General features: G+C 48.1%; 23 protein-coding genes and 1 riboswitch. Of the genes, 13 read left to right on the forward strand and 10 right to left on the reverse strand.

Annotated features, from left to right (window positions below):
* Nucleotides 1-204: 204 nt before the first annotated feature.
* Nucleotides 205-1,347 carry a collagen-like triple helix repeat-containing protein gene (locus tag KIK04_RS11485; protein ID WP_232278352.1) on the forward strand — a complete coding sequence of 381 codons (1,143 nt, stop codon included), beginning with the start codon at nt 205-207 and terminating at the stop codon, nt 1,345-1,347.
* Nucleotides 1,348-2,024: 677 nt separating this feature from the next.
* Here KIK04_RS11485 and KIK04_RS11490 read toward each other — a convergent pair.
* Nucleotides 2,025-2,600: a hypothetical protein gene (locus tag KIK04_RS11490; RefSeq protein ID WP_232278353.1), complete on the reverse strand. Its 576-nt coding sequence runs from the start codon at nt 2,598-2,600 to the stop codon at nt 2,025-2,027.
* The gene (locus KIK04_RS11495) at nt 2,597-3,145 is read right to left on the reverse strand and encodes a hypothetical protein (protein ID WP_232278354.1); all 549 of its coding nucleotides are present in this window, start codon (nt 3,143-3,145) and stop codon (nt 2,597-2,599) included. The genes KIK04_RS11490 and KIK04_RS11495 overlap by 4 nt, the downstream gene beginning before the upstream one ends.
* A gap of 222 nt (nt 3,146-3,367) precedes the next feature.
* On the opposite strand from KIK04_RS11495, the gene KIK04_RS11500 reads away from it, so the two are divergent.
* Nucleotides 3,368-4,222: a formate/nitrite transporter family protein gene (locus tag KIK04_RS11500; protein WP_232278355.1), complete on the forward strand. Its 855-nt coding sequence runs from the start codon at nt 3,368-3,370 to the stop codon at nt 4,220-4,222.
* An 85-nt stretch (nt 4,223-4,307) separates the two neighbouring features.
* Here KIK04_RS11500 and rpmG read toward each other — a convergent pair whose 3' ends face one another.
* The 3 genes from rpmG to KIK04_RS11515 form a co-directional block, all read right to left on the reverse strand.
* Nucleotides 4,308-4,457, reverse strand: coding sequence for a 50S ribosomal protein L33 (gene rpmG, locus KIK04_RS11505; protein WP_232278356.1), 150 nt, complete (start codon nt 4,455-4,457; stop codon nt 4,308-4,310).
* Nucleotides 4,458-4,591: 134 nt separating this feature from the next.
* On the reverse strand, nt 4,592-5,866 hold the full coding sequence (locus KIK04_RS11510) for an agmatine deiminase family protein (protein WP_232278357.1): 1,275 nt from the start codon (nt 5,864-5,866) through the stop codon (nt 4,592-4,594).
* A 207-nt stretch (nt 5,867-6,073) separates the two neighbouring features.
* Nucleotides 6,074-7,417, reverse strand: a complete 1,344-nt coding sequence (locus KIK04_RS11515) for an anaerobic C4-dicarboxylate transporter family protein (protein ID WP_232278702.1) — start codon at nt 7,415-7,417, stop codon at nt 6,074-6,076.
* Between the two features lie 536 nt (nt 7,418-7,953).
* Between KIK04_RS11515 and KIK04_RS11520 the strand changes: the two genes are divergently transcribed.
* A complete protein-coding gene (locus tag KIK04_RS11520) occupies nt 7,954-9,357 on the forward strand; it encodes an AMP-binding protein (protein WP_232278358.1) in 1,404 nt (467 codons plus the stop codon).
* 75 nt (nt 9,358-9,432) lie between these two features.
* Nucleotides 9,433-10,284: a sugar phosphate isomerase/epimerase family protein gene (locus tag KIK04_RS11525; RefSeq protein WP_232278359.1), complete on the forward strand. Its 852-nt coding sequence runs from the start codon at nt 9,433-9,435 to the stop codon at nt 10,282-10,284.
* Between the two features lie 84 nt (nt 10,285-10,368).
* Here the strand turns inward: KIK04_RS11525 and KIK04_RS11530 are convergent, their stop codons facing one another.
* The 3 genes from KIK04_RS11530 to KIK04_RS11540 all read right to left on the reverse strand — a co-directional run bounded on the left by KIK04_RS11530 (nt 10,369) and on the right by KIK04_RS11540 (nt 12,496).
* Nucleotides 10,369-10,899, reverse strand: coding sequence for an ADP-heptose synthase (locus tag KIK04_RS11530; protein WP_232278360.1), 531 nt, complete (start codon nt 10,897-10,899; stop codon nt 10,369-10,371).
* Nucleotides 10,900-11,052: 153 nt separating this feature from the next.
* Complete coding sequence (locus KIK04_RS11535) at nt 11,053-12,060, reverse strand: polyprenyl synthetase family protein (RefSeq protein ID WP_232278361.1); 1,008 nt, start codon at nt 12,058-12,060, stop codon at nt 11,053-11,055.
* Nucleotides 12,047-12,496, reverse strand: a complete 450-nt coding sequence (locus tag KIK04_RS11540) for a heptaprenyl diphosphate synthase component 1 (RefSeq protein ID WP_232278362.1) — start codon at nt 12,494-12,496, stop codon at nt 12,047-12,049. Before KIK04_RS11540 ends, KIK04_RS11535 begins: the two co-directional genes overlap by 14 nt.
* A gap of 313 nt (nt 12,497-12,809) precedes the next feature.
* Here KIK04_RS11540 and KIK04_RS11545 point away from each other — a divergent pair, with 313 nt between their 5' ends.
* Entirely contained in the window at nt 12,810-13,388 is a 579-nt protein-coding gene (locus KIK04_RS11545) for a PadR family transcriptional regulator (RefSeq protein ID WP_232278363.1), read from the forward strand.
* A 247-nt stretch (nt 13,389-13,635) separates the two neighbouring features.
* The gene (locus KIK04_RS11550; protein WP_232278364.1) at nt 13,636-14,328 is read left to right on the forward strand and encodes a queuosine precursor transporter; all 693 of its coding nucleotides are present in this window, start codon (nt 13,636-13,638) and stop codon (nt 14,326-14,328) included.
* A gap of 90 nt (nt 14,329-14,418) precedes the next feature.
* On the opposite strand, the gene KIK04_RS11555 is transcribed toward KIK04_RS11550, so the two are convergent.
* Together KIK04_RS11555 and KIK04_RS11560 are read right to left on the reverse strand one after the other, a co-directional pair.
* Nucleotides 14,419-15,156, reverse strand: coding sequence for a ZIP family metal transporter (locus tag KIK04_RS11555; RefSeq protein WP_232278365.1), 738 nt, complete (start codon nt 15,154-15,156; stop codon nt 14,419-14,421).
* Between the two features lie 127 nt (nt 15,157-15,283).
* On the reverse strand, nt 15,284-15,745 hold the full coding sequence (locus tag KIK04_RS11560; protein ID WP_232278366.1) for a hypothetical protein: 462 nt from the start codon (nt 15,743-15,745) through the stop codon (nt 15,284-15,286).
* 163 nt (nt 15,746-15,908) lie between these two features.
* Nucleotides 15,909-16,021: riboswitch (TPP riboswitch) on the forward strand.
* 8 nt (nt 16,022-16,029) lie between these two features.
* On the opposite strand from KIK04_RS11560, the gene KIK04_RS24195 reads away from it, so the two are divergent.
* The 7 genes from KIK04_RS24195 (at nt 16,030) to KIK04_RS11590 (ending at nt 20,451) form a co-directional block, all read left to right on the forward strand.
* Nucleotides 16,030-16,155 (forward strand): hypothetical protein, encoded by a 126-nt coding sequence (locus KIK04_RS24195; protein ID WP_269671018.1) that lies wholly within the window; start codon nt 16,030-16,032, stop codon nt 16,153-16,155.
* A 347-nt stretch (nt 16,156-16,502) separates the two neighbouring features.
* Complete coding sequence (locus KIK04_RS11565; protein ID WP_232278367.1) at nt 16,503-17,573, forward strand: ABC transporter substrate-binding protein; 1,071 nt, start codon at nt 16,503-16,505, stop codon at nt 17,571-17,573.
* 42 nt (nt 17,574-17,615) lie between these two features.
* Complete coding sequence (locus KIK04_RS11570; RefSeq protein WP_232278368.1) at nt 17,616-17,909, forward strand: thiamine-binding protein; 294 nt, start codon at nt 17,616-17,618, stop codon at nt 17,907-17,909.
* Complete coding sequence (locus KIK04_RS11575) at nt 17,906-18,670, forward strand: ABC transporter permease (protein WP_232278369.1); 765 nt, start codon at nt 17,906-17,908, stop codon at nt 18,668-18,670. The genes KIK04_RS11570 and KIK04_RS11575 overlap by 4 nt, the downstream gene beginning before the upstream one ends.
* 128 nt (nt 18,671-18,798) lie before the next feature.
* Nucleotides 18,799-18,939 carry a hypothetical protein gene (locus KIK04_RS11580; RefSeq protein ID WP_232278370.1) on the forward strand — a complete coding sequence of 47 codons (141 nt, stop codon included), beginning with the start codon at nt 18,799-18,801 and terminating at the stop codon, nt 18,937-18,939.
* Nucleotides 18,940-18,946: 7 nt separating this feature from the next.
* Nucleotides 18,947-19,840, forward strand: a complete 894-nt coding sequence (locus tag KIK04_RS11585; protein ID WP_232278371.1) for an ABC transporter ATP-binding protein — start codon at nt 18,947-18,949, stop codon at nt 19,838-19,840.
* Between the two features lie 89 nt (nt 19,841-19,929).
* Complete coding sequence (locus KIK04_RS11590) at nt 19,930-20,451, forward strand: DinB family protein (protein ID WP_232278372.1); 522 nt, start codon at nt 19,930-19,932, stop codon at nt 20,449-20,451.
* The last annotated feature ends 54 nt before the right edge of the window (nt 20,452-20,505 follow it).

Genomic DNA, 20,505 nt, shown 5'->3' on the forward strand with positions numbered 1-20,505 from the left:
TTCCGCAGGGCTGTCTTTCGGGTTTTTTGCTATGGCTTCACGTAATAGCTCTGTTATATAGATCGAATAGAGGGAAGTCTAGGGCTGGGACGAGCTAGTCTATTTTACGAGTATAAAAACTAGGGTTCATCTGTCTCTATCAAATAAGTAAAAATTACATACTATAGTCAGAGAACGATAACATCCATTGAGAGGGGGGATATAATGTCTCAATCTAATATTCCTAACATTACGCCCGTAATTAGCGTAACACGTGACGACGCTATTACCTTGTTACTTTCCTCTATTGCTTTAGAAGAGTTGGGACTTAGCCATATTTTGAACGCAGAAGGGGAAAAGTTACAGTATGTACTCGGCACACTTCCTGGTGTAACTGCACCTGGTGCGACACTTAGTGACATTCTAACGATGAATGAAAGTGTTCGTGCCACGATTAGGGAGATTACGAAGAAGGAATTTATTTTGGACAGTAAGCTGAACAGCATCTTGAATACCCCTATCTCAATTGGTCCGACAGGTCCTGCAGGCCCTACTGGACCATCTGGCGGCCCTCCTGGCCCGACAGGACTTACTGGCGCGACGGGTGCGACTGGCTCTACCGGAGCAACAGGAGCCACCGGAGCAACAGGAGCCACCGGAGCAACAGGAGCCACCGGAGCTGCTGGTGCGATCGGTGCCACGGGAGCGACTGGAGATCCGGGTGTTACCGGCCCGACAGGAGCCACGGGCCCAACGGGGGTTGGCGCTACCGGAGCCACGGGTAATACAGGTGCGACAGGTATTACGGGGGCTATAGGTCCAACTGGCGCTACTGGCGTAACAGGGGCTGGAGCCACGGGCGCAACAGGTGCCACAGGAGCAACAGGTACGACGGGTGCCACTGGCGTAACTGGTATTACAGGTTTAACAGGGCCATTCCTATCAAGTTATATTGAAATAGCCCAAAATGTTGCCCAAACCGTTGCCCAAAATGGTTTGGTTAACTTCAATATAGTAGATAATATCGGTACCGCCTTTACTTTCAATGGGACGGATACGGTAACGGTCAACGAGATAGGGTTGTATAGCGTAGAGTATTGGCTCAACCTAGACACCGCGAGTGCCGCAAGCGTGTTTGGACTGATTCAGAATGGAGTGAGCTTCTTTTCGCCAACGGGTAATGCAGCTGCAGGCGGAGGGAACTTGGCAGGTGGAGCACTCATTAATGTACCAACTACACCATTTACGATTCAGCTCGCGAACATATCCGTTGGCGCGAGATCGATTGTTCTGACCGCCGGGAATGCCTTCAGTAGTGCTGCCGCTAATATGCGTATTATCAAATTCGCCGACGGACCTTCTACGTAACCATCCGCTTGCCCCGTGATTTTACGGGTCCAAGATAGACCACGATACAGTTAGAAGATGATTCCTGTGCTGCACAGGCGTCATCTTTTTTTATTTCCGATACCTGTCGGTTGGTATTGTCATATGAACGTTCATATGGGCGAAAAAGAGGGTTCCACGGCGTGTAGCATCTGATGAGCGTGCGATAAAGTACTAATAAAGCACAAATAAGCACTAATAAATCACAAATAAGCACCAATAAAGCACCAATAACGCACCAATAACGCAAGCTAAGGAGGTTTAAATGTTCTTGAGCCGTGAACAAATGACGGGAATGTCCATACAAAAGAGGACACAGGGGACATATAGGGTCTGGAGCATAACTGCAAAGACAAGCCTTCTTCAATGTCTATATATAGACAATATATCTGAAATTATTCACTGCATATAGATATCGAAATACAATAACAGCTGGAATAAAAATATATGCCCATCCCTTTTATGTCCACTATTTGCAAGACAAACCTTTTGAAATTCCGCATATAGTGGACAGATGGAGTAAGAAATAGCGCAATTATACGCATAGAAGTGAAAATGCTGTACTTAAACGATGCCCGCTAAGCTAAGGGGTCATAGCGGGAGCGGGCTACTACGAATTACGTTGTTCCACTTTGCCTAGGCTTAACCTGCCTTGCACATTAAGCCTCCCACCAGAACAAGCTCGCTTGAGAACTTAACAATCCGGCTACTGACAGCGAACCCGAGACGGACAGCGATAATGTGCTCGCTGGAGGGACGATAATCGAGCCGAAGAAGTCAGTCACGAAGTAGCCCGATCCAAGCGGCAATGAAATTAACGTCGTCCCTCCTGTGACGGCAACGGTGGAACTCGTTACTGTCATCGTACTCGTGTTGCTGCTGCCCAAGTTGCTGTTAACAGGCGTAACAGCAGCAGGTGCGGTGAGCGTACCATTTTTAAAAAAGTTCACTGACGCCGTTAAGCTTGAAAGCAAGCTCAGTCCGACGCCAATTCCTCCTGTAACGCGAATGATGTAGCATGTTTTGGTGCCGCCATTATTAAGGCGGAGTGATGCGGTCACAGAACCACCGAGTAGCCCCAGTGAAGCGGAGTTGCTGACGAAGGCGCTGTATACGTTGCCGCTCTTGCTTGCATCATACGGTGGTTCGGTGATGACGGCAGGTGAGTTAAGTGAATTCGTCCATGATGTATAGACGTTGTTATTGGGCGTGTTAAATACAGAAGCATTTGTCATGAAGTCACCAACTCCCACCAAGCAAAGTTAATCGAACCTGTAAGTGCTCCAACTCCTAGCGATATGGTAAACGTTTGATTTTGAGGGACAATTAAGCTCCCGCCAAATGAAAGCCCGTACACGCCCGCAGTTAAAAAGTTAGAGTAAATCGTAACAGGAGTGCCTGTTAACGTGCCTGTGTTCTGCCGTGTCGTCACAACGCTCGTTGTAGCACTGCCGAGATTTCGATTCACAGGAACCGGAGTCGTGCTTCCCGCAGCAGCTATTGTTCCACCGGAAAGCACTGTTAATGTAGCGGAGGCAGATGTGCCTCCTACTAAATGACTGATGTACACCGTTCTGCCGCTGCCGCTTGGATTTGTTATTTGGATCAGTAAGTTCTGGCTGGCTGGTACGCTGATAGACGTGGTCGTTAAAGTAAAAGCAACGCCGCTTTGTGCAGCTGCTTGGGCTGTGCTACTACCTACACCTGGATTGGTGTAGGTGTTCGTTAAGAAGGTGTAGAGCGGATTGGGCTGATTGTTAAAGACTGCGAAATTGGTCATGTACAATCCCCCTCTTTTTCCGAAATCCATGTTTGCTTCGTTCCATATCTTTCACTTATATGATTCTATTAATAATTTATGCTAGGAAACGTAGTGGTGCTTGTGAGAAAGCACACGAGCAGTACCTAATCTTATATATTTAAGATTGTGATTTTTTGCACAACATATGTAGAGAAAGGATACTAAAATGAGAGGAGAAGCATAAGCAAGGAGGCTGGAAGTATGGCTGGAGATATGAACGGAAGTACGACTATCGATTTGAAGCCGCAGCAAATCGCTGAAGCCGCAGTAAACGCAGGCATTGCAAAAGGGCGTATGCCCGCGGGGCAGATGTCTGTGCTTGGATTTATGGCAGGAGCCTTTATTGCGCTTGGATACTTACTGAGCATTCGTGTAACAGCGGCAATGCCTGTAGAGTGGGGCAGTTTGAATAACTTGGTCGGGGCAGCCGTATTTCCAGTCGGACTTATCCTTGTCGTGTTGGCAGGGGGAGAGTTGCTGACTGGCAATATGATGGCTGTTCCGTTGGCGCGCATGCAAGGACAATTATCAACGCTTGAGGTGATGCGCAATTTGGCTGTCATTACATTCAGCAATATGTTGGGAGCGCTGTTTGTTGCTTATTTTTTCGGACATCTGGCCGGCTTTACCGCGAGTGGTGTTTATGTGCAGAAGACAATTGAGATTGCGGGTCATAAGCTGCACGATAACTTCTTACAGGCTTTTTTATCAGGCATTGGCTGCAACTGGCTTGTAGCGCTGGCTGTGTGGTTATCGTATGGGGCGAAGAGCTTTGGCGGCAAAATCGCGGGTATTTGGTTTCCAACGATGGCGTTTGTAGCGATTGGGTTTCAGCACGTGGTGGCGAATATGTTTGTGATTCCGGCCGCTATTTTTGCGGGTTCTTATAGTTGGGGGGCATTTGTTCAAAATATGATTCCGGTGTGGTTGGGCAATTTAACGGGTGGAGCGGTGTTTGTGGCGGGGGCCTACTATATCGTCTACTTGAAAAAAAATGATTTCGCCGTTGTTGAGGGCAGCGCACAGCAAAAGACAGGGCAGGGGGATGCAGCTTAGTAGCTCATTTAGCTGCTCTGTCTTTGTTTGTGCAGAAGCGTCCCTATGAAAGATGAAGGCACGAAGATGAAGGGACGAAGTTGAATTAACGAGTTTCGCGATGTAGCGTTACTCTTTTTAAGCGGGGACAGTATTTATGGTGTTCCAAACGCTCAGGATTCGTTCTTTTGTTCTTAGTTGTCGTGTAATTACGATCACCGGATTCGGTACAAGCTAATGTGACGATGACTCTCATGTGTGCACCTCCTTTCTTGTATTAATTAGTAATAATTACGATTAATAATAGATTAATGCAAATTAGGTTGTTTGTCAAATCCAGTAAAAGCTAAAAAGGACGCCAACGAGAGAGCATCAATAAGAGAGCGGCGACTAGCTAAACGCAGTAGGAACATTGCGTGTATGACAATGCACACCGCCACCAAATAAATTCAACGCCATCGTGTCGAGTAACACGACCTGCCTTTCTGGGAATACGTGTTGGAGTACGCGCAGGGCTTCTTCGTCCTTCTTTTTAATGCGTTCAGGAAGCCCCTCTTTCCAATATTTTTGCCCGATTACGATGTCATTTAAAATTAAAAAGTTACAATAGCTCAGGGCAGGCAGCATCGTCATATCGCCCGTCGGAAAAGCGGAGCCGTCGTGCATTTGCGTTAAGCGTAAACTCCTCTTTAAAAAGTGCCATGATTGGTATATCGCATCTCCTTCTTTGACACGCACATATATCGGATCAGGCATCGGAATGCGTACAATGCGGAACGGTTCTCCGTCAGTGTTCAAGCTCTTTTGGAGGACTTCATAGGCTTGATCGAGTCTGACTTTGTTCATAGCAGCAAGTTCGTGCTGAGCAGCTTCCTCTGCGGTAACTTCGGCCAGTAGGATCGTGCGCTCATCGACGAATCGGCACATCTCATCAATATGCCCGTTGGCTGAGGCCGAGCGATAGGCCAATGTCGCGGCGTCTGGCCCAGGCACGGGGCCGAGCATAATATGCTCGTCGTCAAATGTCGGCAGCGGCAGCCAGATGACTTGCTTCAAGTTGAATATGCGTTTGAATTCAGCCTCTACCTCGTCACGGGTCATGCCTCTATTTCGTTTGTTAACCTCGGTGTTTTCAATCGTCATCATGACCCCTTGTCCATTGAATTCACGGTCTCCGCCTTCGCTGATCAGGCGGGTAAACACGGTTTCCTCAATACCGAGCAGCTGGGCGTGCTCGCGGTCAAAGGCTTCCATTAATCGGGACACTGGTTCATATTTGGTCAACACGCCGTATAGATCAAAGTCAAAGTCGACGAGCTTGCGGCAGCCAGCATCATCAACGATAATTTCTGCGCCAAAGTCGCGTGGGTACATAATATGGTTCTTGATGTGTGAAAATTGGATGCGACTACTATCAACGTGCTGCTGCTCTAACTTGTCTTTGGCACGTTGTGTGACTTGCTCACTAGATGTGTTCACGATGACTAATTCAACATGCTCGAGCATTATTTTTACAATTTCCACGCTAACAGCATCTACGTTGTATCCTTCACAAGGGTATTCAATGTCAGACCAACAGAGCATGACACTGTCTTGCGGTTCGAACTCCCCCGGTACTCTAAAGCGAAGCATATCTAACGCCGATGTACTGTTCACGTTGTTCATGTTGATCCTTGTCATTGCATATCCATCCTCTCGCATTTCATCGTTATACAATTGGAAATGGGCTATTGCGATCTGATCATAATGGCTGGTCGGGCTACATTCAAGTGGCTGGCTATGAAAAAGAGGCGATCCTCCAAAAAAAGGGGAACGCCTCTTATCATTGAATGCGATAAATTGAACTCAACTGGAATTACATGTACAGCACGATTACAGTACGATCGATGCCAGCAGGAAGCCTACGCCGACAGCTACGCTAGTCGCGATCAGACCAGGCAGCATAAAGCTGTGGTTGAATAAGTAGCGGCCTACACGCGTTGTGCCTGTGCGGTCGAAGTGAATAGCTGCAATGACCGTCGGATAGTTCGGGATAAAGAAATATCCGTTGACCGACGGGAACATGGCGATTAGTGCGGGAGCAGGCAAGCCGAGCGCCAAACCTAGCGGCATAAGGCCGCGTACGGTCGATGCTTGGCTGTTCAGCAAGATGGACATCAAGAATAGCGCAAATGCGAACAACCACGGCGCTGCTGTGACAATCTGCTGAATCGTACCTTGCAGCACATCCATATTGCCTTGGAAAAACGTATCGCCCATCCACGCGATACCGAAAATACTAATTAACGCTTGCATGCCGGCCGTAAATACACCGCTCTTCACGACGTTTGCTGCGTTAATGCGCGTCACCATTAAAATAATGGCAGCAACAGACAGCATGACGATTTCCACTACTTCTGGCATGCCAAGCATGCGTACAGCGCCAGCTGCGTCAGTCCAAGCAGGACGTAACGATGGGATAGAGCCGAGCAGGACGACGGTAAAGACGCCTAGCAGGAACAAGATAACGGAAGCAACTGCTCCCCGTCCTAGCTTGCCTTGAGTGGCAGCTTCGCCTTGGTCTGCCTTTTCAGCTACACCGATCGGAGCTACGCTGCCTGCTTCTACACGACGAAGATATTCTTCATCTTCTGCGAGCGGCTTGCCGTAGCGGCTCATGACGAGAGCTGCGACAAAGCAACCGATGAATGTAGCGGGAATGCTGATCAACAAAATATCGATCAGTTGGTAGCCTTGTCCGGAAATGAGCGCCAGCAATGCCACGGTAGCTGCCGAGATCGGGCTCGCCGTAATGGCTTGCTGCGAGGCGATAACCGCGATCGACATCGGGCGTTCTGGGCGCACGCCTGATTGGCGGGACACTTCCGCAATAACAGGCATAACCGAGTATGCGACGTGACCTGTACCTGCGCAAAGCGTGAACACGTACGTCACGAACGGAGCCATAAATGTAATATGCTGCGGATTGCGGCGCAGCGCTTTCTCGGCTAGGCGGACCAGCACGTCCAGCCCGCCGGCTGCTTGCATCACACTAGCCGCGGTAATAACCGAGGCAATCATAAGCATAACGTCGATGGGTGGCGCGGACGGTTGCAGGCCAAAGGCGAACGTAAGCACAGCAAGGCCTAATCCTCCCATTACACCCAACCCGATGCCGCCCATGCGTGAACCGATGTACAAGGCGGCGATCACGACGAGAAATTGTAACCAAAACAATGCAAACACCCTTCCATTATCTTCTTGTAGCCTATTCATACGCAAACGCCCGCCGACACAGCGCTTCCCTGATGACAGGCAAAGCACCGCAGCGGCGGGCAGCGTTAAACAGACGTTCTTCTAAGTTGTCTAACAGCTTGCAAAAGTGTGTTGTAATTATGAGCTAGTATATCAGTTGCATCAAATCTTGCAAAGAAAAGATCATTTTCATTTAAATTCCATTATTTGCAGTAACCCGGAACACATGCTATTTACAATTAGGAGGTTCGTTTGCGGGAATAAACCTTTTGATTGCGAACATGGCTATTTTTATGTAAAATATGTTTGATAATAATTCTCATTCTCAAAAAGAGGGTTGTTCGCTTATTTTTTCCTTATATCTGTTACAAGCCTATGGTCATGTTGCGGCCATTGATGATGCAGCTATATCAGATAACGTTTACGCAATCCATTGTTCTCCACATGCAATTCATGTTTCGTTTTTTCATTTCGCATAATCCGCTCTAATTAATGCTACCTATGGGGTGAAAACAGAAATGAGTAATCCACACCTATCCAATTCATCAGACGTTATACTTTCGGTTAACCGCAATCCTGTTAATCGAGAGCAGTTTACTGCCTGTATGCAAGCTTACGAGGGCATAGAGCATTTTCAACACGTAGAAGGCAAGTTGTTTGCGCTATGCTTAACGGACCCGTTGCAAATCGTGACGCTTGTCCTTTATTTGCGTGATCACCATGCTTCTGTCTTGTTGATTCACGGAGAAACTCCTCAAGAAACGGCCCAGCAGCTAGCGCTTGAAGCGCGGTGCGAAGGGCTTGTGTATGGGCAACCGGAACATTTCTACTCGTTGCGTGACCAAGTGTCGCGTGAGGCTGGTAGGGGAATCGCGGGAATGGAGTCAACGGCTAACACGAATGGCAATGGCAACGCCGACGCTGACGTAGACGCCAGTGTAAGTCCAAGCAACAGCGAGCCCTTCGAGCCGTCTATTTATCAATTCAGCTCGGGTACGACGGGCAATGCCAAGCTCATTCGCCGTTCGTGGGCGGCTGTGCGCACAGAGATGGAAGCGTACAATCGCACGCTGGATACGGATGAGACGGAAACGCCAATCGTGCTTGCGCCTGTTACCCATTCGTACGGGTTGTTGTGCGGTGTACTCGCGTCACTTGAACGGGGCAGCACACCAATTATCGTAACGAACAAAAATCCTAAATTTGCGCTAAGCCTGATTCGGGAAACGCCGCGCCATCTTGTATATGGCGTACCGCTGCTATTCCATGTGATCACGAGCTTTAGCCAAGGGCAGACCCGGTTTCATAAGCTGATGAGTTCCGGTGTGCCACTTCCGCAAGCCTTGTTCACGAAGCTGAGCGCGGTCACCGATGTGATGATGCAGCAGTACGGCTGCTCGGAAGTCGGATGCATCAGCGTTTGTAATCAGATGCAGACGCATACTGATCTAGGACAAGCGCTGCCGCATTTAACCGTAGCGACAGGCGCTGATGAAACACAGCCTGGTGAGATTGTCGTTACTAACGGCAATCAAGAGGTACGTACAGGCGATCTTGGTTATCGAACAGACACAGGCCATATTCGGTTCCTATCGCGTCTGGACGATGTTATTAACGTGTCTGGACTTAAAGTATATCCGTTAGAAGTGGAAGAAGTTATTTTGCAAATGGACGGTATTCGCGAAGCCATTGTGTACCGTGGTCAACACCCCGTCATGGGGGAGATTGCAAAGTGCAAAGTCATCATTGAGCCGACTGCTGTGGCAGAAGAAGTCACCCCAGATCGGATTCGCGATTGGTGTATGACTCATTTGCCGCCATATAAAGTGCCTGCTCATATTGAGCATACTACTGATATTCCGAAGAATGCTACCGGTAAAGTGAGCCGCAAGCGCATGGAGCTAGGAGATGTAACGTCGTAAGACAAGCAGTAAGCAACATGGATTTGAAACGTATCTTCTCGTATCTTTTTAAGCTAAAAAGGTGGGTGCTAGTTTATGAAATACTCGTTGTGTACCATTTCTTTTCGACATCATCTTGTCTCTTTTGCAGACATCGTTCAATTTGCCCGTGAGCAGACGTTTGACGGGATCGAGTTGTGGGGCATTCACGCCCTTCACTTGTACGAGTCTGAGCGTGAGCGCACAGAGGAGCAATTGCAGTGGATGCGCAAGCAGCAGCTAAGTGTAGCGATGATTAGCGATTATTTAGATGTATCGCCGTCAGCCTATATGGATGTAACGCTGGATAAATGTTTGAAGTTGATTGAGATTGGCAAATGGCTCGGCGTCAACAAAATACGAACGTTCGCTGGACAGCAGCCAAGCAACGGTGTAACGACAACGGACCGTGGACGCTATGTGCGCCATTTGCGCATGTTGTGCGAGTTGTGTCAGGAGCATGGGTTCTCCTTATTGGCGGAGACGCATCCGAATACGTTGAGCGACAATTTAAGTTCTACGTTACAGCTATTGGACGAAGTTCGTCACGATGCCTTGCAAATTAATCTCGACTTCTTACACATGTGGGAATCAGGGGCAGATCCGATTGATAGTTACAAGCAGTTAGCACCGTGGGTCAAGCATTATCATTTGAAAAATATTAGCGCTGCCGAGCATTTGCATGTGTTCCAGCCGCAAAATGTATATGCTGCGAGTGGTAACCGCACGGGGATGGTACCGTTAGCTGAGGGTGCCGTAAATTACGAACCGATTATTGATCATATTGATCATACGGATCATTTTGCATCCTTGGAGTGGTTCGGGCCTCAGCCGTTTGAAGTGCTGAGCCGAGAAATAAAATGGTTGCGGGCGCTGAAAGAGGCCAAGCTGGAAGCTGTTTATTTGTAGGAATCAAGCTGAAGGGGATGTCTCGCTGTCATGTTCAATGACGGTTGAGACATCCCCTACATTTGCAACCTGCTATCGGTCTATTTACGTAGTAGCTCCCGAGTCGCGATGCGGCTCGTCTTGCTCTAGCGCATAATCAAAATCGTCAATATCATAAATCGGAATCGGAACTTCATTGTTGATGAGCCGCTCTAAAAATTCGAACTGATCCGTAAGCAATGGAGCTTGCTCGCGAGTTGACGTTAAGATAAGCTCAGTCTCAACCGGATCGAACAGTTCGCCGTAACGTGCGCTATCGACTGCATTTAAGATGATGCAAGATACGTTGGCATGCAACAATAAAGGGGAGCTTTGTCGCCATGGAACAGACAAGGCTCGTTCAATTTTTTTGCGATTCAGTTCACTTTCGAAATAAGAAATTAATTCCTCAATCTTTTCCTTTGCATGCATATCTTCCTCTGGATCAGGCAAGACATGCTCTCCACTTTGCCGTATTTCGTACAGTTCTCTAATGGTCGTATATGGAATGATGTATTGTACAGGGCGGTGTGGAGCAAGTAAATGTCCATACACCGCTAACATGACGGCTTCAATAACAAAACGCCGAGGCTTCACAATCGATCCCCCTTATCTGAGATGTGCGATGACAGCTGGTATGACTGTTTCAAATTGAGACTATCTATATTTACATAATACCACCTTGCCCCATCAGGCACTAGAGTAAACGGTACAAGTTGTAAGCATTGTACGAATTTAGGCGGAAAACGGCTACTGCTCGCGATTTTTAAAATACGTCCAAATATGCTGTAGATCGTGGCTTGCTGGAAACGAATGTAGCTCCTCTGTTATCCCCCATGCTTGATCCATAAAGCGGTTGCTCATCTCCAAGGCGCGATCTAGCGCGTCGCTTTCTCTGATGAGCGCTACAGCTTCGTCAAAGGCAGTAGCGGGCGCATTCGCATGCAAGCGCCGCAACTTGTCAGCTATCGGCTGGTGCTCCATAGCGAGCATAACAGGCAACGTGATGTGACCGTTGCGCAGATCCGTGCCCGCAGGTTTGCCGAGCTTTGCGGCTGACTGGGCAAAGTCCAACACATCATCGTGGACTTGAAACGCCATCCCGATACAGTCACCAAAGGTGTACAGTTGTTGAATGACATCGGTGTCTGCTTTCGATATCGAAGCACCGAGCTGTAAGCAGGAAGCCATTAAGTGCGCCGTTTTGTTGCGCGTCTTCTCCCAGTATTGGTCAAGCGTCACATCAAAGTTGAAGCGGTGCTGCATTTGCTGATATTCACCCAAGCATAGCTGTGCCGTCGTGACCGATGTTAAGTTGTGCAAATAAGGTTCCACTTCACTGCTGTATGCAGTCATGAGCTCAATAATGCGGCACATCACATAATTACCGATATGGACGGCGGTATATACGTCCGTTTTATAATGAAGTGCAGGTTCGCCACGCCGCATTGGCGCTTGATCTAAGATGTCATCGTGGATAAGCGATGCGACATGAATAAGCTCAAGTGCTGCTGCTAGGCGGTAGATTTCGTTAGATTCGGCGTGTTGGCCGAAACGGCTACCGACGATAGTCATCATCGGTCGTAGCCGCTTCCCGCCAGCACGGATAAGCCCTAGAACGTTGCGGGCAATGATGGAGCGTGATGGCAGATCGCGGTCAAATAGAATGATCCGCTCCAAGTGGCGATTTATTTTGCGCAGCGAAATGTGTAAGGGCTCGCTTAATGAATCGTTCGATGAATCGTTATATAACTTCATAGGCAGACCTCTTATACGACTTTTGTACATAGCGGCTCATTCGCTGGTGAAGCAGCAGACTAGCGTCGAGCGCTGCTACACGGTGAATTTGCACGCGTTTGACAGTTGTGGCTAAGTAGCTGATCAGATTCGTCAAGCCGTTACGGACGGCGTGCTGATAATACATACTTAGCAAATAATCGCCATCAAGCACCGCTTTGGCGGCATCCGCCTCCGCCAGAGGCACATGTTGATGCGTGCGCAGCGCTTGCAGCAGTAATGCGTAGCAGCCTAGCAGTGCGAACCGTTCCTGCGATTGTATATCATGCGCTAACAGCATAGTTGCCAGCTCAAGCAGCATAGGCTCGTCCACGCCGGCTTGCAGTGCGATGTTGGCTACTGGAGAAAGAACGTCTCCCAGCTGTTGATACGTGTCCTGTAAAAGTATCCGGTTCATCGAAGGCCTCCTCGCATTTTTAACAGCAACTTGCTATTTATATGGTTTAACCAAAAAGTACTTAACTCCATTTTATATAAATGCAGCCTGAACTTCTATCTAACCTCATGATGCCATCTGTATGTAACGATAAATGAGGCAAGTGTACTTATTATGTACGTATTTTAAAAAAGGTGCTGCGTTTGTGCATGTATCCCCTGAAACTGAATTCCTTTTTTTGCACATTAGCGGGTAATCTTATAAAATAGAAATGATATTAACAATGGTACATTATTCCAAATAATGAATAGTAGACGAACAATGGGGTGGGAACATGCAAGCGAAAGACATCGTGCTCGGTCTGCTCATGCAAGGCCCGAAATCTGGTTATGATATTAAGCAGGCATACGAGCTGAACTTGTCTCATTTTTTTGATGCGAGTTATGGATCGGTGTATCCGACGCTAAAGCAATTAGAGAAGGCGGGACATATTAGGAAAGAAACGATTATTCAAGAAGGTAAGCCGAATAAGCATGTGTATTCGATTACCGATGAAGGTAGGCAGAAGTTTGTGCAATATCTTGCTTCGCCCGTTCAGCCGGATCTCTATCGTTCGGATGTGCTAGCGCGCTTATATTTCGGGGGCTTTGCCCACGTTCAAGAAGTAACGGGTTGGTTAGAAGAGACGCTAGAGCTTCGTCAATCGCTGCTGCAACAGCTAGAAGCGGTCTATGAAGAATCGAAGACAATCTTGTCACCACCGCAAATGTTATCGCTACAATTGGGTCTAATTGATTATCGTTCACAGATTTGTATGTTTGAGCGTGCGATTTCGTATTTGAAATCGGGTTATAACAATGGAGAACAAATAGAGTCGCTACACGAGTTGGAATGGTGGAAAGTGGCCAAGTAAAAAATAGTCTAGCAACTAAATCGCAGGTGCCGATTTATTCGGCAGCCAGATGTGCGATTTTTTTGTTGCGGGCAACTTGCTCATGCTAATGTGGTAATATATGGACTTATTGCCGACAGCTTGGCATAGAGTCAAAGATGTGATACAGTAGTGCCCTGTGTTCACGCTTGGCGTACGAAGAAGCGCACAAGGTGAGCCCCGCGGTTCGTAACCATCCCGCGTTATCAAAACTAAGGGGGAACTCTTCGTGTATAATTTTTTGTGGGGCGTTCTGTTCGTGTTGACGAACTTTGCGTTCTTCCTTATTTGTTACCGCATGTTCGGTAAGTACGGCTTATACGCATGGATAGGCGTTATGACCGTAATTGCTAATATTCAAGTGCTTAAGACAATTGATATGTTTGGCATCGTGATGACGTTAGGAAACACGGCCAATGTGACATTGTTCTTAACGACTGATTTGCTTAATGAACGGTACGGGCCGAAGGAAGCCCGTCGTGCGATCTGGTTCGGTTTCTTCACCTTGATCATGACGACCGTCATTATGCAGATGGCATTGGCGTTTACGCCGCAGGCGACTGACTTTGCGCAGCCGTCACTAGAAACGATTTTTGGCTTCTTGCCACGAATCGCGATTGCAAGCTTGTCGGCTTATTTGATTAGCCAGTTTCTCGATGTGCATCTGTTCAGTAAGGTGCGAGCTAAATTTCCGAACACAGGACAGCTATGGATTCGCAGTAACGTAAGTACGGGCATTAGCCAATTCGTTGATTCGCTCGTGTTTTGTACGATTGCGTTTGCCTTTTCCGAGCTGTATCCATGGGATATTTGGATCCAAATTCTAATTACAACTTACCTCATTAAGCTCGTGTTGTCGGTCGTATCGACACCGGTCTTGTATGCAGCGCGCAGCTTCAAAGTGCGCGATGAGGTGCAATAAAGCAAAGACGCGTACAGTCTTGATTCGCCTGACAAGGTGATCAAGGATGTACGCGTCTTTTTTGTAACCCTACGCCAACGCTTGTAAGGTTTAAAACCATTCGGTCAAACTAATCATCGTAATTAAACCCATGATGAACGATACGGTAGCTGAACGCTGGTGCCCGTCACCGTGGCTTTCAGGAATAAGCTCCTTGTACACGATGAACATCATTGCCCCAGCAGCAAACGACAAGCCGTACGGCACGAGGTCGCCCACGACTGAGCTGAGGGAGTAACCAAGGAGTCCTGTCACAATTTCGACAGCGCCCGTTAATGTAGCAATGCCGAGTGCTTTCCAGCGGTTTACGTTCTGGTGAACGAGGAAAAGCGCGATAAGAAAGCCTTCCGGCATGTTCTGCAAGCCAATCGAGAACGCAATAAGCGGACCGAGTTCGCCTGCGTTGCTTGCGTAGCTGACACCGACCGATAAGCCTTCCGGTAAGTTGTGCAGCGTAATAGCCGCTATGATTAGAAATGATTTCTGTTCCAAATTAAACGTCGTCATTCGTTGTTCCGTGTTCTCTAGATCGACGTGAGGTATAAAGTGTTCCAGTAGCAGCAAGGCAAAGCAGCCGAGCAACAAGCCGATAGACATCACAAATACATTTGAAAGGGCAAGCGCTTCTGGAAGTAAGCTAAACATGGAAGCGGCCGTCATAATGCCCGCCGTATAAGCGAGCAATATGTCTCGCCAATGGTGGGACATCCGCTTCATAAATAGAATAGGCACTGCGCCCAATCCGGTAGACAACGCAGAGACGGCGCTACCTATGAGTACATCTTTCATGGTGTAGGTCAATCCTCCTGTTGAAATGTCCGTTGCAAAAATCATACATTCTGAGGTTGATGTTACCATAACGTTGCCTAGGTAGCAAAGAAAAATGTCGAATCATGTCAATTTTCGCCTTAGATATTTACTCGAAAGATTGCTGGAACGTCGTCTGCAAATACATGATTTCATATTTGTTAGCTAATTGTGAGAGGTGATGAAGCACACTGCGTGCTTCCACAGGCAAAGGTTGCTGCTCGCTGATCCATGCTCCGTCAGCCTTTTCTTGAGCATGCATTGCGTCCCATAGTGCTGCTGTCAGCTGCTCATACGTTGTACGCTCCGCTACCGTCGCGTGCTTTTTAACATAACCCCACATATGCTCCAACGATGTGCGCAAACCTTTCGTCGTGTATGGTAAATGGCGCAAGCCAGATATTCGGATTTCAATATCGAGCAGCTCTTCCATCGTAGTGGCGTGCCGGAACATGAGCGCGACTTCTTTATAATAGCGGTAGCCGCGGGCCATGATGTCGTATTTGTGGGCTGCCCATAGCCGCTCGATGCGCGTGCGGGCAGCTCGTTGTTCCTTGCGAGATATCGTCATCGCTAATTCTCCTATTAAAGGTAGTGTTGCTTATCATCATGTCACACATTCAAGAAGTGCCGCAATAGATTCACGGATAGCGCGGCTAACACGGCTGGACTTTCCCGACAACGAGGGCTATAATTTACGTTGAACAAGGAATCTACAACATTCGACAATTACATAAGCATGCTAGGGGAGCTGGGATATGGCCAGCTGAGAATGTGTTCCGTAAGACACCGACCCTTAGACCTGATCTGGGTAATGCCAGCGTAGGAAAGACGTTGAACCGCGTCGTAACATGTGTGCTACTAAAAAAGACAACAGCGTATGAGCAAATAATTGCTACATGGCTCCCAAATAGGGGGGCGATGGATAATGGTGTCGATGAGCTGCAAATCGCAAGCGGTAAGCTGAGAGTTACAAGTTAAGAGCTCAGAGCTAGAAGCAAGGCGATAGGCGCTAACGATGGATGGCAATGCCATTACGAGCCATGCTGGTTCACTTTTTTAGGAAGCATATGATGAAGAGACAAGGTATGGTTATAACAGAACCATGACCACGCGGATTAACATATACGCACATATAAATGGCAAGGGCGTCCCAGATGGGGCGCTCTTTTTTGCGATTGCAAGCCGAGCTTAGAGCAGATTTAACATGTGAGCCACTTGGGGAAAATGGACATATAGTGGTTACGCATGCAGCGTGTTGATGTCGGACGTGTGGCAGTCGAATGCAGCAAGAATCAACTACAACTTGTACAGGGGGAACTGAACTTATGCAACATCATACACGTACACCGTGGAAGCGCGGCATGCTGCTCGCGCTGACGATCATGATGGCGTTTGCCATGTCAGCTTGCGGAAGCGGAGCTTCCAGCTCACAACCGTCAACTGGTAACCAAACAGGTAGCACACAAGGTAACCAAGATGGTGACAGCAATAAAGCGAAGGGGATGCGCGACATTAAAGTGGTGCTCGATTGGTCGCCGAACACGAATCATACAGGGCTTTACGTTGCAAAGGACCAAGGTTTTTATGAGGCAGAAGGCCTGAATGTCGAGATTATTCCACCTGGACAAGCGGGTGCTGATGCACTGGTTGCCTCTGGCGAAGCTCAATTTGGTGTAAGCTATCAAGAAAGCATTACGCAAGCACGAACGCAGGACGTGCCAATCGTGTCGATCGCGGCCGTTATTCAACATAATACGTCTGGTTTTGCTGCGCCAACAGCTAAAAAGATAAAGACGCCAAAAGATTTTGAAGGCAAAACTTACGGCGGCTGGGGCTCCCCCGTCGAAGAAGCGGTGCTGCGCTCCATTATGGAGCAAGAGGGCGCTGATTACAGCAAAGTGAAGAACGTAAGCATGGGCGATGTCGACTTTTTCACAGCAACGAAAAAGGACATTGATTTTGCTTGGATCTTCTATGCATGGACAGGCATTGAAGCAGAGCTACGCAATGAACCTGTTGATATGATGTATGTCAATCAGTATTCGGACAAGTTGGACTATTATACGCCTGTGCTGGCCACTAATGAACGGCTAATCAAGGCTGATCCAGAACTGATCAAGGCCTTTATGCGTGCAACATCTAAAGGCTACCAGCTTGCGATCGACAAGCCAGAAGATGCAGCTAACATGTTGTTGAAGGCAGTGCCTGATTTGAACAAAGAGCTTGTGATGAAGTCGCAACAGTGGCTTGCGCCGAAATATAAAGACGATGCTCCACGCTGGGGGGAACAGAAACGCAGTGTGTGGGACAATTATATGAACTGGCTGCTGCAGCACAAGTTGCTGGAACAAGCTATTGATGTGGACAAAGCGTTTACGAACGATTTTTTGCCATAAATCATGTGAAATAACATCATGCAGGTGAAGGGGAGAGCAGATATGGCGAACAGCTTAGTAAGCATTCAAATTATTCCGAAGACTAAAAACGGGGAAGACGTTATTCCATATGTTGATCGCGCGATAGAAATCATTCAGCAATCAGGTGTCAAACACCAAGTCGGACCGCTGGAAACGACGATGGAAGGTGAGCTTGGCGAGTTAATGAAAGTGATCGAGCAGATGAACGAAGCGATGATTGCGCTGGGCAGTTTGAATGTCATTTCACAAGTGAAAATATTGTACATGCCATCTGGCATTACGATGGATACATTATCGGAGAAATATCGGCCATGAACAGACGTCGGTTGACGAAGGCGGGGCCGCCCATTGTGGCGGTCCTGCTCTTTTTAATGATTTGGCAATTGGGTATCATCGTATTCCAAGTGGAAAAATGGTTGCTACCAAGCCCACTCGACATTGTGGTAGAGGGTTACAAGAGTGCGCCTTCTCTGGCGATGCATACGTGGGCAACCATGAAGCTTATGCTGGTCGGCTTCAGTTCAGGCACAGTAGTTGGCCTACTGCTCGCTTTTGTGTTGCACTCGATTCCATGGTTAAAGCGTGCTATTTATCCGCTCATTATTATTACGCAAAATGTGCCGAGTATCGCTTTGCTACCGCTGCTCGCCATTTGGTTCGGCTTCGGCTTGCTGCCGAAAGTGATCGTCATTACGCTGGTCTGCTTTTTCCCCATATGTATCGCAGCGATGGATGGGCTGATGCAGACGGATCGCACGATGCTGCAATACATGCGCATGGCTGGGGCGAGTCGGACGCAGTTATTTTGGAAGCTAGAGTTTCCGCATGCTTTACCGACATTGTTCTCAGGTCTGAAAATTGCTGCTGCTTACAGTGTAATGGGTGCCATTGTCGGGGAGTGGATCGGAACAGATAAGGGCATTGGCCATTATTTAATGTTGCAAAAATCAGCGTTTCGGACGGATCGCATTTTTGTCGCGATTGCGATTATCGTTATGCTTAGTCTCGCGATGTTCGCGCTTATTCGTGTGTTGGAGCGATACACAGTGCGGTGGCGGGAAAAGGATCGCGTGTAATCAACGCGGATGAACGATGCGGATGAAAGATAAACGATGCAGATGAAAGATAAACGCCGAAAATGAACGATGAACCGTGAAAAGTGAACGATGAAAGTTGAAAGATGAACGCGCTAGGTGGGATCGTCATGAACGCTATGAACGTCATGAACGTCATGAACGTCATGAATGCCATGAATGTCATGAGTACGACGAGTGCCATGAGTGCCATGAGTGCGATGCGCACAATGAGCGTAATGAACCCGCTGAGTGCAATGAAGGGAGGTTAACTACAGTATGGATAACAAGTTAGTCGAAGCCACACAAAATCAACGAGAGTTAGCGTCTGAGTCCATAGAGGAATCAACGGTTGCCTCAGCTGCTTTAGTGGAGCGGGCACCAGTATCAGCGCTGTCTGCGTTAGAGCTATCGCAAGTGAGCAAATCTTTCAAAGATGCGCATCGTCAGCCGTTGCATGTCTTGAACGACGTTTCGCTGACAGTGAAGCAAGGAGAGTTTGTATCGATTATCGGCCCGTCCGGTTCGGGCAAGAGTACCCTGTTTCATCTGATCGGCGGCTTGCTGCGCCCTGATGCGGGGAGCATTCATGTACACGGCAGCGAAGTGTCCGGTCAGACCGGACACATCAGCTACATGCCGCAGCAGCCTGCGCTCTTTCCGTGGCGCACCATCGAGGACAACGTGATCTTGGCGCAGGAAATTGCCGGCCGCGCCAAAGACGAAGCCCGCGCCGAAGCGCGTCAATGGCTCGCCAATGTCGGCTTGCGCGGCTACGAGCAGGCGTACCCGCATACGCTATCTGGCGGGATGCAGCAGCGCGTCGCCTTTTTGCGGGCGCTAATGAGCCCGCAAGAGCTGATGCTGCTCGACGAGCCGTTCAGCGCGTTGGACGCACTGACGCGCAGCGATATGCAGCGCTGGCTCATTGATTTGTGGGAGCGCAATCGCCGCTCCGTCCTGTTTATTACACATAGCATCGAAGAAGCGCTGCTGTTGTCCGATACGATTTACGTGCTGTCCAATCGTCCAGCCCGTGTATTGGAGCGGATCGAAGTGCCATTTGCTCGTCCCCGCACAGAACAGTTGACGCAAGAGCCGCGCTTCCTACACATGAAGCGCGATTTAGCAGAACTGCTGCGCTATATTCAAACCGAAACGAAGATGTCTTAGCTGAATGTGAACATGGTATAATTTTTTTGTTTCATTTTTGAAGGAAACATATCTTAATTATGGGTGCCACACGCTAAGGGGATGGACTTGTGAAGCAGAAGCGAATACTTGGCCAATTTTTATCTATTATGCAACAGTACGAGCATGCGCTTGATACGTATACATTTGAGCAACTAGTAAAGAAGCCGTCCGCACAACAATGGTCACTAGGTGAAATGTACAATCACATTATAGAAACCGGATTGTTGCAAATAGCTGCGCTAAAAAAATGTGTAGATGCTCCTAAGATGCCCGGGGCCACGAAGACGTGGAAAGGGAAAGTGGTCTTTATGTTAGGCTCCATACCACCCATTCGTGCGAAGGTGCCGGAATCTGCTGAGCATACTGCGTTTCAGCCGACGAGCAAAGAAGAATTGAAGGAACGGCTTCAAGCTTTCGCGCAGGAAATGAGGGATTTGGCACCCCAATTGGAGAAGATTGATTCTGATCGAAAAGTGGAGCATCCTTATTTTGGACATATCAATGCGATAGAATGGTATGATCACATTTTAATGCACGTTAGGCATCATTTAAGGCAGAAAAAGCGTTTGGATGCTTGGCTGAACATATAACACGACAAAAAAATCGCTCTTTCTAAAAGATTCAGCCCGTACCTATACCGTACT

The sequence above is a fragment of the Paenibacillus sp. 481 genome (assembly GCF_021223605.1).
Classification (GTDB): domain Bacteria; phylum Bacillota; class Bacilli; order Paenibacillales; family Paenibacillaceae; genus Paenibacillus_B.